This window comes from Zobellia uliginosa (genome assembly GCF_900156625.1).
GTDB classification, from domain to species: Bacteria; Bacteroidota; Bacteroidia; order Flavobacteriales; family Flavobacteriaceae; genus Zobellia; species Zobellia uliginosa.
The window spans coordinates 47,794-63,923 of sequence record NZ_FTOB01000010.1 but is presented as its reverse complement, the minus strand read 5'-3'; the positions used below and the strand labels follow the sequence as shown (position 1 = coordinate 63,923).

The window sequence follows — 16,130 nt, the reverse complement described above, 5'->3', positions numbered from 1 at the left end:
TTAGACCCTAATCCTATAAAGCAGTGGGCAAGTACACAGCCATAGCCACATCTAAAACCCACACTATTCTATCCTTAAATCAAACATTTGATATTATTTGAGGTAATTTTGTATATTTATCGGAATTTCACCTTGTAAAAAAAAGGAATTTCGAAAAATTTGACAATCCATTCGAACTTTTAGAGCGGGAAAGTAAACAGAGAAATAGACTATGAAGCTGACGTACAAACAGACCGAAAAACGACCTGAAAACTCTTTTTTAGCGAGACAAGACCGACTGCCGTGTATAGAGCAAAACTGGCATTTCCATAAAGAACTTGAGCTGATATACTTTATAAAAAGCAGTGGCACCAGATACGTTGGCAATTCTATAGGAAGTTTTGGCCCTGGGGAGCTCTATCTCATTGGAAGCAATGTACCGCATCTGTTCAAAAACCATAAGGAATACTATCAAGACCAGCAGGAAGCCGAAGCCGTCAACCTCATCGTAATCAAATTTGAATCAAATTTTCTAGGTAGGGAATTTTTGGATCTTACCGAATCACAAAAACTAAAAAGTCTATTCCAACTTGCCGACCGGGGCATAAAATTCTCAAAAGCTACCACTTATATGGTCCACAATCTGATTACGGGTCTTGTCGGTGACCAAGGGCTATCTAGTGTTGTAGGCCTTCTTAATGTGCTCGACACCCTATCCATAAGTGAAAATTACAAAACGCTCTGTTCAGAAGTTATAGCCAACACCTATAACAATAATGAAAAAGACCGCATGGGCAAGGTCATTACCTTTCTTACCGAAAACTTTGAAAAGAAAATAGAGCTGGAAAAAGTGGCTTCAATAGCACATATGACCCCCAATGCCTTTTGCCGTTACTTCAAAAAGCGCACCCGAAAATCGTTTACCCAATATTTGAACGAAATACGATTAAGAAATGCCTGTAAACTTTTGATTGAGGGGGAAATGCAGATTTCCACCATTTGTTACCAATCGGGCTTCAATACCCTTACCAACTTCAACCGACAGTTCAAAGCCTTAATGAATATTACCCCTACGGAATACATGCATAAATACAACAAGAAAAAAGAAGCGGTATAATTTTACCGGGCAGAATGTTAATATAGTGCCGACACAAGATAATACACGTGTCTCCCCCCTAAGGGCTTTAGGTTATATTTGAGCATACGAAAAAGCGACCTAACTTAAATACCAACGAGTGACCAGTTTATTGTTCTTACTTTTTTGCATCATCTTACTGATTGTTGCCGTTACCGTGTTTAAGGTCCATCCCATACCGGCCCTTTTGGTTTGCGGCCTTATTTTGGGCTTGGCTACGGGGAGTTCGGTAGAAGTCGTTACCGAAAGTCTGCTCAGCGGTTTCGGGAATACCCTGAAGTGGATCGGACTGATTATTTTGTTCGGCACGCTATTAGGTGAAATTCTCGCACGAACAGGCGGGGCCGATGTGATCGCCAATAGTATCATTGGTCTTTTTGGCACCAAATACCTCCCCCTAAGCATGGCGGTTATTGGTTTTCTGATAGGCATTCCCGTTTTTATGGATGTTGCTTACCTGACCTTGTTGCCCACCATATTCGTTCTGTCGAAAAAATCAGGCCATTCGGTGCTTACACTGGGCCTATCATTGGCCATAAGTCTAACCGTTGCCCATGCCTTAATCCCCCCTACCCCAGGTCCGCTTGCCGTGGCCGCCATTCTCGAAATCAATATCGGCGAAATGATTCCGATAAACATAGCCGTGGCCATAGCCGCCATCATCGGGGGCTTGATATTTATTCGGTTCAACAAGAAGAACCTCAGTCTTGATACCCTTTCACAAACCGAAGCGGAAGCCGCTCCGGTCGCCCTACTAAAGGGTCCTAAGCGGATCCTTCCGTTTGCAGCCTTATTAGTTCCCTTGTTCTTGATGTCCATAGGCACTATTTACCCCTTCGAAAACGAAATCATATCTTTCATTAAAAACCCTGTATGGGCCCTTCTTATAGGGGTTCTATTTGCCCTACCCCTATTGCCAAAGAAAAACTTTTCTACCCTATTGAACTCCTATTTTCAATCATCGGGAGAAAAATCGGCCATTGTTATTCTTATTACCGGAACGGGAGGGGCCTTTGGCCAGGTCATAAAAGACACTGAAATTGTAGGCTCCATGTTTTCCGACATGGGGGATATTGCGGCCATGGGCATTGTCATTCCCTTTTTATTGAGCCTATTGTTCACCACGGTTACGGGTTCCATTACCGTCTCCCTTATAACCACGGCCTCCATTGTAGCCCCCTTGGTTTCCAACGGAACACTGCACCCTACCTTTACCGCAGCCGCTATTGGCGCCGGTTCCCTAGGGGTCATCCATGTGAACAGCAGCTTTTTCTGGTTGTTCAAGGAAGTCCACGACGTTTCCGTGTCCCGATTGTTAAAATCGTTCAGCCTGTTATCGGGCGTAGTAGCCTTAAGTGGTGGATTATTGGTTCTGGCATTATATTATTTGAGTGAGTTATAACACGGATAAAATAATGTCATACTAAGGTAAAATTGGCCAATCTACCTGCTTCTTATTGATTTTTCTTTGTATCACTTGAAGGTCTTAACCGTTCTACCTCACTTTTTTATTTGTAAACATCAAACAAAACCATACATGGACACCTATATTTTGGCTATCGTTTTAATCGTATTCGCGAGTTTTTTTCAAGGAACCTTCGGATTGGGCATGAAGCATATAGCTCCCCTGAAATGGGAAGCATGGTGGTTGGTTCACGCCTTCACGGCTATGCTATTGTTTCCTATACTATGGGCCCTAATAGTTATACCGAACCTTTTTGAGATTATTTCACAAACCGAGGGCAACACCTTGTTCTTGGCCGCATTTTATGGCTTTCTCTGGGGTATCGGGGGTATTCTCTTTGGGGTAAGTGTAGAAAAAACCGGCATATCGATAACTTACGGTATTGTAATGGGCCTTGCCGCATCGGTGGGTTCGATCATTCCGCTTTTCCAGATTGAAGGCGCATTTGAACAGCCCTCCTTTCCCATAATCATGTTGGGCGTAGCCCTTCTTCTCGTAGGAGTCGCCATTACGGCCGTGGCCGGGGTACAAAGGGACAAGCTCCACAGCAATTCCTCCACTACAAGTAAATCTATAAAACTGGGAGTACTGATCGCCGTGGCATCAGGGGTACTTTCCGCATTTTTGAATATTGGTTTTTCCAATGCCGCACCGGTAGCCAGTGTTGCCGTGACACAATATGGGGTAGACGCCCAAAATGCGAGCTTGGCCTCTTGGGTCGTCGTGCTCTTAGGCGCCTTTGCCATGAACGGCGGCTATGCGCTCTATCTATTTATCAAGAATAAATCGTGGAATGCCTACCGGGTGCCTAACAAGCGTAAAGCCCTTGGCTGGGCAATTTTAGCGGGCATTTTCTGGTTCGCCGCCCTTGGTGTATACGGACAAGGTGCCGCCCTGATGGGAAACCTAGGTCCTGTGGTAGGCTGGCCCATTCTTTTAGGCTTGGCCTTGATCATCAGCAATATTTGGGGCTATAGGGAAGGCGAATGGAAAAACGCGGACAGACCCTTCAAAATTTTATTGAGCGGTCTTGCCGTTCTCATCGTTGCCATATGTATCTTAGGTTACGCCAACTATTAAACCAAGCATTTCATTAACTATAAGCCTTTTAAATTATGAAAATCAAAAAGATAGAACCCTATGTCATCAGCCATAAACTAGACACGCCTTTCTATTTTTCGCAATGGCAGTACGACACTCGAAAAATATGTATCGTGAAGGTTACCTTAGATGATGGCACCTATGGATGGGGAGAAGGCTATGGACCTGCCGCGGTCATTAAATCCGGAATCGATTTCTTTACCCCCTTCCTACTGGGAAAGGAAGCTATGGGGCATGAGGTCTTATGGCAGGAGATGTACAGACGATCTATGGATTACGCGAGAAGCGGTGTGCTTCAAGCCGCCATCAGTGCTATCGATGTAGCCTTGTGGGACATCAAGGGCAAATTGCTGAATCTACCTGTATCCGTCCTTTTGGGCGGGGTCAAAAACCCAATTATAGAACCATACGCGACGGGCCTCTATTTTACCCGAACCGAAAACCTTGAAGAGCTACTGGTCGAAGAGGCTTTATTGTACAAATCTCAAGGGTTCAAGGCCACAAAAATGAAAGTAGGCCTGGGCATAGAACAAGACCTCAAATATATTGCCGCGATTCGCAAGGCCATTGGTCCCGATATGCGATTAATGATCGATTCCAATCATGCCTATTGCTATAAGGAAGCCATAGAACTGGCCAGAAAAGCCGAGAAATTCGATATTTCGTGGTTTGAAGAACCCGTGTCACCCGAAGATTACGACGGCTATAAACGATTGAGGCAAAATACGACCATACCCATATCGGGCGGCGAATGCGAATATTTAAAATATGGCTTTAAACGTCTTTTCGATAAAGATTGCGTAGACATCGCCCAACCCGACATCTGTGCCGCGGGTGGACTTACGGAAGTCAAGAAAATAGCAACCCTGGCCCAGACTTATAACATTGACCTGGTTCCACATACTTGGGGTACATGGATCGCCATTAGTGCCGCTGTACACTTAGTGGCCAACCTTGATAAAAACCCGGGGAGAATGTACAACGACTTACCCACCATGGAACTTGACAGAACCGAAAACGCCCTGCGAGACGAGGTTACACTCCATAAGATCAAATTGGAAAACGGCCATTTGGAAGTACCATGCACTCCCGGTTTAGGCGTTGATGTCGATATGGATAAACTAGAACACTATTTAGATAAAGAAATACACAAAGATGGAGCAACTAAAATTCGGTCATAAAAAACTATATATAGATGGAAAGCTTGTAGAAGCCTCCGACAACAAAATTTTTGAGGTAATTTGTCCCGCCGACGAAAAACCCACCGCTACAATTGCCTGGGCCAGTCGCCAAGATACCGAAAGGGCCCTTGACAGTGCACAAAGAGGATTCAATACCTGGTCGGCCCTACCCCTGAACGAACGTTTGGATTGGATCGATAAGCTCAGGAATAAAATTCTAGAGAACCAAGACCGTTTACGGGAAAGTATCATGTATGAAATGGGCAAGACCTGGGAAGGCACCGAAGAAGACCTCACCAGTATTACCAATTCACTAAAATACTATTCGGAAGAAATCAAGAAACGTTCCGACATTCCCCTTGAGGACAAAGAGGGCACGCACGAACACCATTTTATATCACAGCCCCTAGGGGTTGCCGTCGCATTTTTAGCCTACAACTTCCCCTTGCTCAACCTTGGGTTTAAACTAGGCCCGGCCTTGGCTTCCGGTTCGAGCATTATTCTAAAACCCTCTGAATTCTCTCCCCTATCGGCATATCTTATCGGAGAGCTTTGCGAAGAAATCAATTTCCCGCCAGGGGTAATAACCGTGCTTTGTGGCGATGTCAATGAGGTAGGTATTCCGCTATGCGAAAGTACCATACCCCGACTCATCACAATGATAGGTTCTACCGAGACCGCACAAAAACTTATTGCGCAAAGTGCAAAAACCTCGATCAAAAGATACAGTATGGAATGTGGCGGAAACGCCCCCTTCATCGTTTGTCACGATGCCGACCTAGAACTCGCCATAAATATCGGGGCAGCCCTAAAAACAGGGAATAGCGGTCAAATATGCGTGGCACCTAACCGCTTTTTTGTTCACGAATCGCTTTTAGAGGACTTTACCGCGGGCCTGGTAGAAAAATTTAGTGGTACCAAAGTAGGCTTTGGCCGCGAAAACCAGCCCGACATGGGACCTTTAGCAAATAAAGCTTCGGTAAAAAAAGTAGAGCATATCGTAAATAAAGCCATTGAACAAGGAGGTAAATTACGCTATGGAGGAAAGGCTATAGACGGCACGGGTTATTATTTTGAACCTACCGTAATTACTTTCGACCACAACGAAGTCGAAGTACTTCAGCATGAAATTTTCGGCCCTGTAGCCCTCATTGTTCCATTTAAAACAAAAGAAGAAGTTATTGTTTTGGCCAATAATACCGATGCGGGACTAGCTTCTTATGTCTTTTCAAAGAATAACGAAACCCTTGATTTCTTTGCGAACCGCCTAGAATTCGGGGAAGTACAACTGAACGGCGTAAAATACGACATATACCTACCCCATGGTGGGGTGAAGAATAGCGGTATCGGTGTCGACTGCTCTACTTATGCCCTAGATGACTATCTTGCGAAAAAAAGAGTAACCAAAGCCTTACTACGCCAATGAAATTACCAAAAAATTTTATTAGCTGTGATTGGGGTACCTCTAATTTCAGATTGCGTTGGGTAGATACCGACACCTTGGATGTTCTGTGCGAACATACAACCGATATGGGCACAAAGAAGCGTTTTCAACAATTCAAGTCCCAATCCGAAATGAAACAGGACCAATTTTTTGCAGCCTATCTTAAAGAACAATTAAAAGCATTGAACATAGCCGAAGACAACGACAGGATCATTGTTGCTTCGGGTATGCTTTCCTCATCCATCGGAATGAAAGAGTTGAGCTATGCGCCCATGCCCTTTTCCTTTGATGGAATGGACTTGTCAAGTGAGTTCATCCCTTTTGATTCCATGCCCAATGTACTACTTGTTTCGGGTGTTTCCTCCAAATCTGACGTAATGCGGGGCGAAGAAATACAAGCGGTTGGCCTGGCCGAAGAACTCGCCCATCACAAATCGGGAACCTTATTATTACCGGGTACCCACAGCAAGCATATCCGTTTTGAAAAGGGAATCTTTAAAGACTTCACTACTTTTATGACCGGTGAACTATTTGAAATCATAAGTCGGCATAGCATTTTATCGGCCTCGCTTGAACCGGCCCAATGGGAGACTTCCTTTCAAAACATTTTTTTGGAAGGCGTAGAGAAAGGCCTTACCAACCAATGCATGCCATCGCTATTCTCCATCAGGGCCAACACCTTACTCAACCATATATCGGGCCATGATAATTACTTTTACCTATCGGGACTTTTGATCGGTGCCGAGATAACAAATTTGCAACGCAGGAAGGAAACCGTTTTTCTAGCTGCAAGCGGAATATACAATACCCTATATAAACTAGCCCTTGCCTCGTTCTTACCAAAGGACGAAATCATTTGTTTTGAAGAACGGATACTGGAAAAAGCACTACTTAAAGGACAAAAAAAAATACTAGAGACCTATGCAGAATAATTCATTTTCTTGGAAAAAATACAATCAAAATCCCATCGTCGGCATTTTACGGGGCCTAACTACCGAAGAGGTGCTTAAGATCATCCCTCCATATGTGAGTAGCGGCTACTATACCATTGAGATAACCATGAACTCACCCGAGGTCTCACAAACCATAGCCACTTTGGCTAAAGAATACCCAGAGTTAAACGTAGGTGCCGGTACGGTTTGCAACATGAAAGATTTGACCGTAGCCCTAGAGGCGGGGGCTCAATTTATCGTAACCCCTATTATCGACGAAGAGGTCATCAAACATTGTGTAGCCCATGATATCCCCATTTTCCCAGGGGCATATACCCCTACCGAAATTTATAGGGCGTGGTCTTTGGGAGCTTCGGCGGTCAAAGTATTTCCAGCTACCCAATTGGGCATTCAATACATCAAAGACGTATTGGCCCCACTGAACGAAATAAAACTTTTGCCTACGGGAGGCGTATCAGTAGAAAATATAAAATCATTTTTTGAAGCAGGAGCTGTTGGCGCCGGTCTGGCCAGTTCCCTTTTTGACAAAAAAATGATCCATGACGGTAATTACGCCGACCTTGAAAAGCACTTTTTAAAAATGAAAAACGAAATAAGTGATTTTATAAAAGAATAAGCCTTTCCCCAAAACCCTATCGACCCTCAATTATAAAGTTCAATCCATATCATTCGCAACGATGAAAAACAATAGCACATTAGCAAAAAACACCCTTGTACTCTTGGTTATCACCTGTTTGACCGCATTCAAAGGTCTTGCCTTTGACTCCGTTAGCCCAGACCCTATTGTTTTGGAGAACGAAAAATTGAATATCAGCGTCGATTCTAAAACGGGCTGCTTTTCGGTTACGGAAAAAATCTCTGGCCACCTCTGGAAATCGGATCCGTGGGACCATGCCGCAGGCCTACTGACCCTGAGCGATCCCAAAGGAAAAAAGCAGACCGTCAATATTTCAAAGAGCAAAAAAATCGAAGTTTCCAAAACCGGAAAAAATACGGTATCCCTAAAATTTATCGACCCGGTTTTTGCAGACGGCTCCGTTGCAAAAGGCGTCTCTATCGCGACAGAGTTAAGGCTAGACCCCAACAACACCCAATTAGACGTTGAAGTGATGGAACACCGTTCAGGCAATTTTACCCTCTTCGACCTGCGTTATCCCGCCAGGGCCTTTAGTTTAAAAACCGATGAAGACAAAGGGGCGGCGGTAATTCCCCAAAAGCAGGGCGTTATCTGTCCTTCATACATCTTCCCCATGAACGGGGGACGTTTCTGCAAGTGGGACGATGCCACCTACAACAACAAATCGCAAGGTTCTTTAGAACTGTTCAACAACGGTACGGGACTTACCATGCCTTGGTGGGGTACCTACAATGAAAAATCGGCGGTTATAGGCATTGTAGATGTTTCGGCCCGTCCACACATGCAATACAACATCAACAATAACGGACAATACCTTTTCAATGCCAAGGGAGTAATGTCTCCTTACCAGCGTATTGTATTTCTTGATCCCATTTGGAAATTGGATCAAGAAAAGGGAAAAATGAGAATGAGCTACCATTTTATTCCCGGTGGCGATTACGTTGACATGGCCAAAGTTTACCAAAAAGAGGCCAAGGCACGTGGCCACTTTGTTTCGCTCCAAGAAAAATTAAAGCGAAACCCGAACGTCAACAAACTTCCCGGGGCTATTTATTTCGGTATTTACGGCGGATATCCGCACTACGTGAACATGCCCGGTATGGCCTTTACTTTCGACGAATTAAAAAACATCATAAAGACCATTCACGATGATTTAAAGGTAGACAAGGCCTTTGTTCATGCGTGGGGCACTTTTTCGAATTTCGTTCCTCACAACTACCCTATTAGCGAAGCCTTGGGAGGTCCTGAAAAACTGAAGGCCGCGGTAGATTTGGCTAAATCTTACGGGTATTTGTACTCGTCTTACCACGCCTATTCGCCCATGTTGGAAAACGACCCGAATTTTACGACCGACCTTATGCAACGCGATGCCGAAGGAAAATTGATGAATACCGGTAGCCGTTGGGCACGTGTTGACCCCAAGTTCCAAAAAGGGTTGGCCCAGAAAAACATTGAAAAGGAAATTTCATACTTGGGCCTAGAGGCAGATATAACCGATATTACTTTTGCCGCATATCGTGAAAACGGAAAAGAAGGTCGTATTGAACTGGCCAAATACATTGATAGTTTTAACCTTGTCAACGGAACCGAACACGGACAAGAGCAATGGATCCCATACTTTGATATGTTCGAAGGAATGACTTATTTGGAAGACCGCCCACTTTCGGTCATCTCACACCCTGCCCCGCTGTTCAATTTGGTGTACCATGAAGCAATAGCCAATTTTGGAAAAATTCAAGACCCCGACAATGAGGTTACCGCCAATGGCGATTTTAGGATCAAGGCCTTGCGAAGTATGTTGTTCGGAAGGGGTACGACCATTTTCTTTTCCCCTTATGAATTTGAAGGCATGCGCCCCATGATAGAAATGGCCAGGGACCTAGTAGCACCCGTACACAAAGAAACTTTCTTCTCAGAGCTACAGAGCCATGAATACTTAAGTGCCGACTATAAGGTACAAAGAAGCCGCTTTTCAAGTGGCACCGAAGTAATCGCCAATCTAGGGCCCGTTGCCCAAAAAATAGAAGGCGGCATTACAATTCCGGGCTATGGGTATAGAATTAAAATGAAAGACGGCTCCCTAAAGACTGGCCATTTTCAGGTCAGCCTCCATATGGATGAATAAAAAACACCATTGAAGGTATGTCATTACCCGCTAAAATCACAAGATAAAACACCCTTGAACTCGTACTCAAGTACCTTTTACGACTCACCTCTTTAACATATAAGGGTAAAATAGTGCCACAACAAGATAATATTTGTCAATTAGATCCTTCTTAATTGGCCTTTATTTGTATGCTGTGCCATTTGAGTATGCACGATTATTTTCCCCTTGCCTTTTCAGGGTTGCATCAAGCTTGTATTGCATCCTAAAAACGCAAAAGGAAACATTTATGAGTTACACCATAGCTATACCTTAAAGATTTACCACTATGAAAAACATAAGCTTATCCATCTGTATTGCACTAAGCGTACTTTCTTGTAAACAAAGCCCAGTTGAACAGTCCCCAACCGAATCAGCGACTACCAACGATTACGCATCACACCTTGATTCCGGTAGTGGCATCATCAACAATACGAACAGTCCACATGTCAAGCTAAAGAGTATTGACATCGGTGATTGTAGGTGGACCGAAGGCTTCTGGGCCGAAAAGTGGAAAGTTGCCGAAGAAACGATGATACCCCATATGGGCGAAATCCTAAAAGGGGATGTCGGCCACGGCTACAACAACTTTAAAATTGCGGCCGGACTCAAAGAGGGCGAACACAAAGGATTCTGGTGGCACGATGGGGACTTCTATAAATGGATGGAAGCCAAAATGTATATCTATGGTGTAAACAAGGACGAAAAAATTGTTGAGGAAATGGATGAAATTATAGATGTAATCGCCCAAGCCCAACAAGACGATGGCTACCTCTCAACACCGGCCATTATTCGAGATGACATAGAGCCCTTTACCAATAGAAGGTACCACGAGCTGTACAATAGCGGTCACCTCCTTACCAGTGCATGTATCCATTATAGGCTGACCGGAAAGACCAACTTTCTTGACATTGCGGTAAAACATGCCGACTACCTATACAAACTTTTTTCGCCCAAACCCGAACACTTAAAGCGTTTTGGCTTCAATCAGACCCAGATAATGGGCCTTGTAGAATTGTACCGAACCACTAAAGACAAGCGCTACCTAGAACTGGCCGAGCAATTTATAAATATGCGCGGCACCTATAAAATTGAAGATGACGAAACCACAAAAGGATATCCTATTGGCGATATGGTACAAGAGCGGGTTCCGCTTCGCAAAGAAACCGAGGCCGTCGGCCATGCCGTGCTGGCCCTTTACTACTATGCAGGAGCCGCCGATGTATATGCCGAAACCGGCGAAAAGGCACTGATCGATGCCCTAGAGCGATTATGGGACAACGTGACCAACAAAAAAATGTACGTTACAGGCGCCGTGGGTCAAACGCATTACGGCCGTTCTTCCCGTCTCGATAAAATCGAGGAAGGCTTTATCGACGAGTACATGATGCCCAATATGACCGCCTATAACGAAACTTGTGCGAACATTTGTAATTCCATGTTCAACTATCGAATGCTCACGCTAACAGGCGATGCCAAACACGGTGACATTATGGAGCTTGTCTTGCACAATAGCGGTCTCTCGGGCATCAGTCTTGAAGGGAAACACTACTACTATTCCAATCCCCTACGAAAAATTGAAGGTGCCCTAGATTATGACAAAATGAACGTTGAGTTTCCTGAAAGACAGCCCTATCTTAAGTGCTTCTGCTGTCCTCCCAACCTAGTCCGAACCATTGCCAAATCCCCAGGCTGGGCTTACAGCAAATCGGAAAATGGTATAGCGGTCAACCTTTACGGAGGAAACGAATTGAATACGACCTTAATGGACGGCTCCCCCATAAGGCTTACCCAAAAAACAGATTACCCATGGAATGGGGCCATTAAAATTACAATCGATGAATGCAAGGCCGATGCTTTCGACCTTCTTCTTCGCATACCTAGTTGGGCCAAGGGTACCCATATTAAAGTAAACGGCACAAAAGTGGCCGAAGCCGTACCCGGTACCTTTTCCAAAATCGAAAGAAAATGGAAGCCCGGAGATGAAATTACTATCGATATGCCCATGGAAACCAAGTTCATTGAAGGCCACCCCCGTATTGAAGAAGTCCGCAACCAAGTAGCCTTGAAACGGGGACCGGTAGTCTACTGTATCGAGTCGGCCGACCTCCCGAAGAATACAGATATCACCGATGTCTACCTTTCCTCTGAAAACAAACTTTCCCCAACCTTTAGACCTGATTTTCTAGGAGGAGTAACCACTCTTGAAGGCGAAATCCTTATCCGAAAGGATAAGCTCGGCAAGATGTATCAAGAAGTCAGCACACCCGATTTTCAATCGTTTAAAACCAATTTTATACCTTACTATGCTTGGAGCAATAGAGGCCAAGGCGAAATGACGGTTTTCTTGCCGGTAATCTGGAATTAAGACCCCGTATCCATTGGCCATAACTTAACTTAAACAATCATATGGGTTCTTATAAAAAGAATGCTTTTACGTACGCAACCATTGTAGCTATGGGTGGCTTTGTCTTCGGGTTGGACGCCGCATTAATATCGGGAACGGTAAAGTTTATAACACAGGAATTCTCGCTTACCGACCTAGAACTGGGCTCCGTTGTGGGAGCTCCCGCTATGGGTGTACTCTTGGCCTTGGTATTTGTTGGCTATGCCTGTAATAAATACGGCCGAAGAACCACCCTGATGTTCGCCGCTATACTTTATCTGGTTTCAGCGGTATGCTCTTCTTTGGCCCCTACCTACTGGACCCTTATAACCGCACGCTTCTTAGGCGGACTCGCTTTTAGTTCAATTTCATTGGCCTCAATGTATATCGGTGAAATAGCCCCTCCAAAATGGCGTGGCAAATTGGTCTCGATGACCCAGATCAATATCGTTCTAGGCTTATCGGCGGCCTACTTCATCAATTATTTGATCCTTGGCCTAGCCGATTCCGATGCCCATTGGGTAGCTGCCTTGGGGATTAACCAACATACTTGGCGCTGGATGTTGGCCACCGAAGTGATTTTTGCCCTCTTGTGGTTCGTTCTCTTGTTTTTCATCCCTCGATCACCGGCTTGGTTACTCTACAAAGGCAGGGAAGACGAAGCGGAAAAAATGCTCTTAAAGGTTACGCCCCAAAATGAAATTGCGCAAAAAATTCAGGAAATGCGGTCTAGTATCGAGAATAGCAACCAAGACCGCTCCATGCTCACGCAATTGAAAGAAATTTTCAGTAGACCGATGCGGATTACCATGGTCATTGCGATGACCCTTGCCATAGCCCAGCAGGCAACGGGCATAAACGCCATTCTTTTCTACGCACCAACCGTGTTCGAACAATTAGGTATCGGAACCGACGCCGCTTTTGCACAGGCCATCTACATTGGCCTGACCAGTGTAGTCTTTACGGTTTTAGGCTTACTATTAGTCGACAGAATAGGCCGGCGACCGATGATTATTTGGGGCATGCTCTGGATCGTATTGAGTCTCGGGGTTTGCTATTACGGATTTGAAACCGCCAATTATACCATTACCGAAAGTGCTATTTCCGAAATGTCGTCCATACCCGATGCAGAAAGATTGAATCCCCTGATAGATGTGCCTTTCGATAGCGACATCAGTTTTAAGAAAGCACTCAACGAGACCCTCGGGGAAACTGACGCCAAAGCTTATTCGGGACTACTCTTACAAAAAGCGGCCAATATAAACGCCCTGCTCATTCTATTGGGCATATTGAGTTTTATCGGGGCCTTTCACTTTTCCATCGGCCCGGTAATGTGGGTCTTGTTTTCAGAAATTTTTCCGATTTCCCTCAGGGGTATCGCCATACCATTTTTCACCTTGGTCACCAGCTTTGTGAGCTATTTGGTACAGAAGTTTTTCCCTTGGCAATTGGCCACCATGGGCATTAGCTTAACATTATTGTTCTATGCCATTGTAGTGACCATAGGCATGGTCATTTTGTATTTCTTTTTAAAGGAAACCAAAAACATGTCCATTGAAGAAGTACAACTGGCCTTGGCCCCCAAACCAAAAAGACAGACTTAGAGATCAAACATATAATATCAAACATTTTTTGCCTAGATGAAACAAGCCACTCCCGCCAATAGGAAAAGTCCTTATACCCAACTAAAAAGTTTGAACATCGGCGATTGCCAGTGGACCTCAGGTTTTTGGGCCGATAAATTCCAACTTTGCGCCAATGCCATGGTCCCCTACATGGGCGATGTACTGTGTGGGGAGGTAGGCCACGCGCTTAATAATTTTAAAATAGCGGCCGGCGAAAAGGAAGGAGAACACCAAGGCATGTTTTGGCATGACGGTGACTTCTACAAATTCATGGAAGCCAAGACCTATGTGTATGCCCATACCAAAAATAAGGCGTTATTAAAAGAATTGGACCAATACATAGACATCATTGCTAAAGCCCAAGAAAAAGACGGATACCTTCAGACCCAAGTACAGCTTCGGAAAGACGTAGACCGTTACGAAAACCGAAAGTACCACGAAATGTACAACACCGGGCATTTGCTTATCAGCGCCTGCATTCACCACAGGGTCACCGGGCAAGGTAATTTCCTCGATATCGCCATCAAACATGCCGATTTATTGTACACTATTTTTATGCCCGACACCAAACATTACGGCCGCTTTGGCTTCAACCAGACCCAGATAATGGGCTTGGTTGAACTGTACCGTACGGTGGACGACAAAAAGTATTTGGACTTGGCGGAAAAGTTCATCAATAACCGTGGTAAATACGAAGTAAAACACCACCCTACCACCGAGGGATACCCCATTGGCGATATGGTACAGGAACGCACGCCCCTGCGCGAATCGCATGAAGCCGTGGGCCATGCCGTGCTTGCTTTATACTACTACGCCGGCGCTGCTGACGTCTACGCTGAAACAGGGGAAAAAGCCCTTATTGATGCACTAGACCGTTTATGGGAAAATGTGACGACCCAAAAAATGTACGTTACCGGAGCCGTGGGCCAGGCCCATTATGGGGCTTCGGTAAATCGTGATATGATAGAGGAAGGCTTTATCGATGCCTATATGATGCCCAATATGACCGCCTATAACGAAACCTGTGCCAACTTATGTAACGCTATGTTCAGCTATCGCATGTTAAACCTGAACGGCGAGGCAAAATACGCCGATATCGTCGAGCTCGTCCTTTACAACAGTGCCCTTTCGGGCATCAGCGTAACCGGAAAGGAATATTTTTACGCGAATCCCTTACGAATGCTCAACAATACCAGAGACTACAACGCACATGAAAATGTCACCGAAACTCCCAACAGGGAACCGTATCTGAGCTGTTTCTGCTGCCCTCCAAATTTGGTCCGCACCATTGCCACAGTTTCAGAGTGGGCCTATAGCCTCTCGGAAAACGGAATAACCGTAAATCTCTATGGTGCCAATAATCTCGTTTCCCACCTTCAAGACGGTTCTCCTATTCAGATTTCCCAAGAAACGGAATATCCGTGGCAAGGAAGGGTAAAATTGAATATTGACGAATGTAAAACGGAGGCTTTCACCATTAGTCTGCGTATTCCAAAATGGGCCAAGAATTCAAAACTCACGCTGAACGGTGAAGAATTAACCACATCTTTAGAACCGGGAAGTTTTGCCCAATTTGAACGCAATTGGAAAAAAGGCGATGTGCTCATTCTTGATATGCCCATGGAAGTCGAATTTATAGAAGGCCACCCAAGAATTGAAGAAGTACGTAACCAAATAGCCGTAAAACGCGGACCCGTAGTCTACTGCATTGAGTCTCCCGACCTACCGAAGGATACCGATATCCTAGATGTCTATTTCAATGGGAACAAAAAGCTAAAGCCCATTTATCGCCCCGACTTTTTAGGGGGGATCACCACATTGGAAGGAGAAATTTTGATACGCAAGGATAAGGGCGAAGGCATTTACAGAACAATCAAAAAACCTGAATGGAAGCCTCACAGTACCCAGCTGATACCCTATTTCGCATGGAGCAATAGAGGACAGGCCGAAATGACCGTATTCATGCCCGTGATCTGGAAGGATTAGCCCCTCTCCCTTAGAAGGCCAAAAAAACAGACCAAACCCAACCAAATAGATAAAATAGTGCCAACAGCAGTTAACAGAGGTAAAAAGAAAGCTTG

11 protein-coding genes are annotated in these 16,130 nt (G+C 44.8%); all 11 read left to right on the top strand.

Going from position 1 to position 16,130, the window contains the following annotated elements; translation table 11 throughout:
- Nucleotides 1–211 precede the first annotated feature (211 nt).
- Nucleotides 212–1,096: an AraC family transcriptional regulator gene (locus BW980_RS20595; RefSeq protein WP_076457045.1), complete on the top strand. Its 885-nt coding sequence runs from the start codon at nt 212–214 to the stop codon at nt 1,094–1,096.
- Nucleotides 1,097–1,214: 118 nt separating this feature from the next.
- The gene (locus BW980_RS20590) at nt 1,215–2,516 is read left to right on the top strand and encodes a GntP family permease (protein ID WP_076457044.1); all 1,302 of its coding nucleotides are present in this window, start codon (nt 1,215–1,217) and stop codon (nt 2,514–2,516) included.
- A 135-nt stretch (nt 2,517–2,651) separates the two neighbouring features.
- A complete protein-coding gene (locus BW980_RS20585; RefSeq protein ID WP_076457043.1) occupies nt 2,652–3,659 on the top strand; it encodes an L-rhamnose/proton symporter RhaT in 1,008 nt (335 codons plus the stop codon).
- A gap of 35 nt (nt 3,660–3,694) precedes the next feature.
- Nucleotides 3,695–4,861, top strand: coding sequence for a mandelate racemase/muconate lactonizing enzyme family protein (locus tag BW980_RS20580; protein WP_076457042.1), 1,167 nt, complete (start codon nt 3,695–3,697; stop codon nt 4,859–4,861).
- Nucleotides 4,836–6,287 carry an aldehyde dehydrogenase family protein gene (locus tag BW980_RS20575; protein ID WP_076457041.1) on the top strand — a complete coding sequence of 484 codons (1,452 nt, stop codon included), beginning with the start codon at nt 4,836–4,838 and terminating at the stop codon, nt 6,285–6,287. Before BW980_RS20580 ends, BW980_RS20575 begins: the two co-directional genes overlap by 26 nt.
- Entirely contained in the window at nt 6,284–7,237 is a 954-nt protein-coding gene (locus BW980_RS20570; protein WP_076457040.1) for a 2-dehydro-3-deoxygalactonokinase, read from the top strand. The genes BW980_RS20575 and BW980_RS20570 overlap by 4 nt, the downstream gene beginning before the upstream one ends.
- On the top strand, nt 7,227–7,874 hold the full coding sequence (locus BW980_RS20565) for a bifunctional 4-hydroxy-2-oxoglutarate aldolase/2-dehydro-3-deoxy-phosphogluconate aldolase (RefSeq protein ID WP_076457039.1): 648 nt from the start codon (nt 7,227–7,229) through the stop codon (nt 7,872–7,874). The genes BW980_RS20570 and BW980_RS20565 overlap by 11 nt, the downstream gene beginning before the upstream one ends.
- Before the next feature lie 61 nt (nt 7,875–7,935).
- Nucleotides 7,936–10,020 (top strand): DUF5696 domain-containing protein, encoded by a 2,085-nt coding sequence (locus BW980_RS20560; protein WP_076457038.1) that lies wholly within the window; start codon nt 7,936–7,938, stop codon nt 10,018–10,020.
- 307 nt (nt 10,021–10,327) lie between these two features.
- A complete protein-coding gene (locus BW980_RS20555) occupies nt 10,328–12,406 on the top strand; it encodes a glycoside hydrolase family 127 protein (protein WP_076457037.1) in 2,079 nt (692 codons plus the stop codon).
- A gap of 41 nt (nt 12,407–12,447) precedes the next feature.
- Nucleotides 12,448–14,028, top strand: a complete 1,581-nt coding sequence (locus BW980_RS20550) for a sugar porter family MFS transporter (RefSeq protein WP_076457036.1) — start codon at nt 12,448–12,450, stop codon at nt 14,026–14,028.
- A gap of 36 nt (nt 14,029–14,064) precedes the next feature.
- Nucleotides 14,065–16,035, top strand: a complete 1,971-nt coding sequence (locus BW980_RS20545) for a glycoside hydrolase family 127 protein (protein WP_076457035.1) — start codon at nt 14,065–14,067, stop codon at nt 16,033–16,035.
- The last annotated feature ends 95 nt before the right edge of the window (nt 16,036–16,130 follow it).

What these genes read in the sequence shown, in the direction of transcription:
- BW980_RS20595 (WP_076457045.1), top strand. Translation starts at nt 212, where the DNA reads ATGAAGCTGACGTACAAACAGACCGAAAAACGACCTGAAAACTCTTTT.
- BW980_RS20585 (WP_076457043.1), top strand. Translation starts at nt 2,652, where the DNA reads ATGGACACCTATATTTTGGCTATCGTTTTAATCGTATTCGCGAGTTTT.
- BW980_RS20580 (WP_076457042.1), top strand. Translation starts at nt 3,695, where the DNA reads ATGAAAATCAAAAAGATAGAACCCTATGTCATCAGCCATAAACTAGAC.
- BW980_RS20575 (WP_076457041.1), top strand. Translation starts at nt 4,836, where the DNA reads ATGGAGCAACTAAAATTCGGTCATAAAAAACTATATATAGATGGAAAG.
- BW980_RS20570 (WP_076457040.1), top strand. Translation starts at nt 6,284, where the DNA reads ATGAAATTACCAAAAAATTTTATTAGCTGTGATTGGGGTACCTCTAAT.
- BW980_RS20565 (WP_076457039.1), top strand. Translation starts at nt 7,227, where the DNA reads ATGCAGAATAATTCATTTTCTTGGAAAAAATACAATCAAAATCCCATC.
- BW980_RS20560 (WP_076457038.1), top strand. Translation starts at nt 7,936, where the DNA reads ATGAAAAACAATAGCACATTAGCAAAAAACACCCTTGTACTCTTGGTT.
- BW980_RS20555 (WP_076457037.1), top strand. Translation starts at nt 10,328, where the DNA reads ATGAAAAACATAAGCTTATCCATCTGTATTGCACTAAGCGTACTTTCT.
- BW980_RS20550 (WP_076457036.1), top strand. Translation starts at nt 12,448, where the DNA reads ATGGGTTCTTATAAAAAGAATGCTTTTACGTACGCAACCATTGTAGCT.
- BW980_RS20545 (WP_076457035.1), top strand. Translation starts at nt 14,065, where the DNA reads ATGAAACAAGCCACTCCCGCCAATAGGAAAAGTCCTTATACCCAACTA.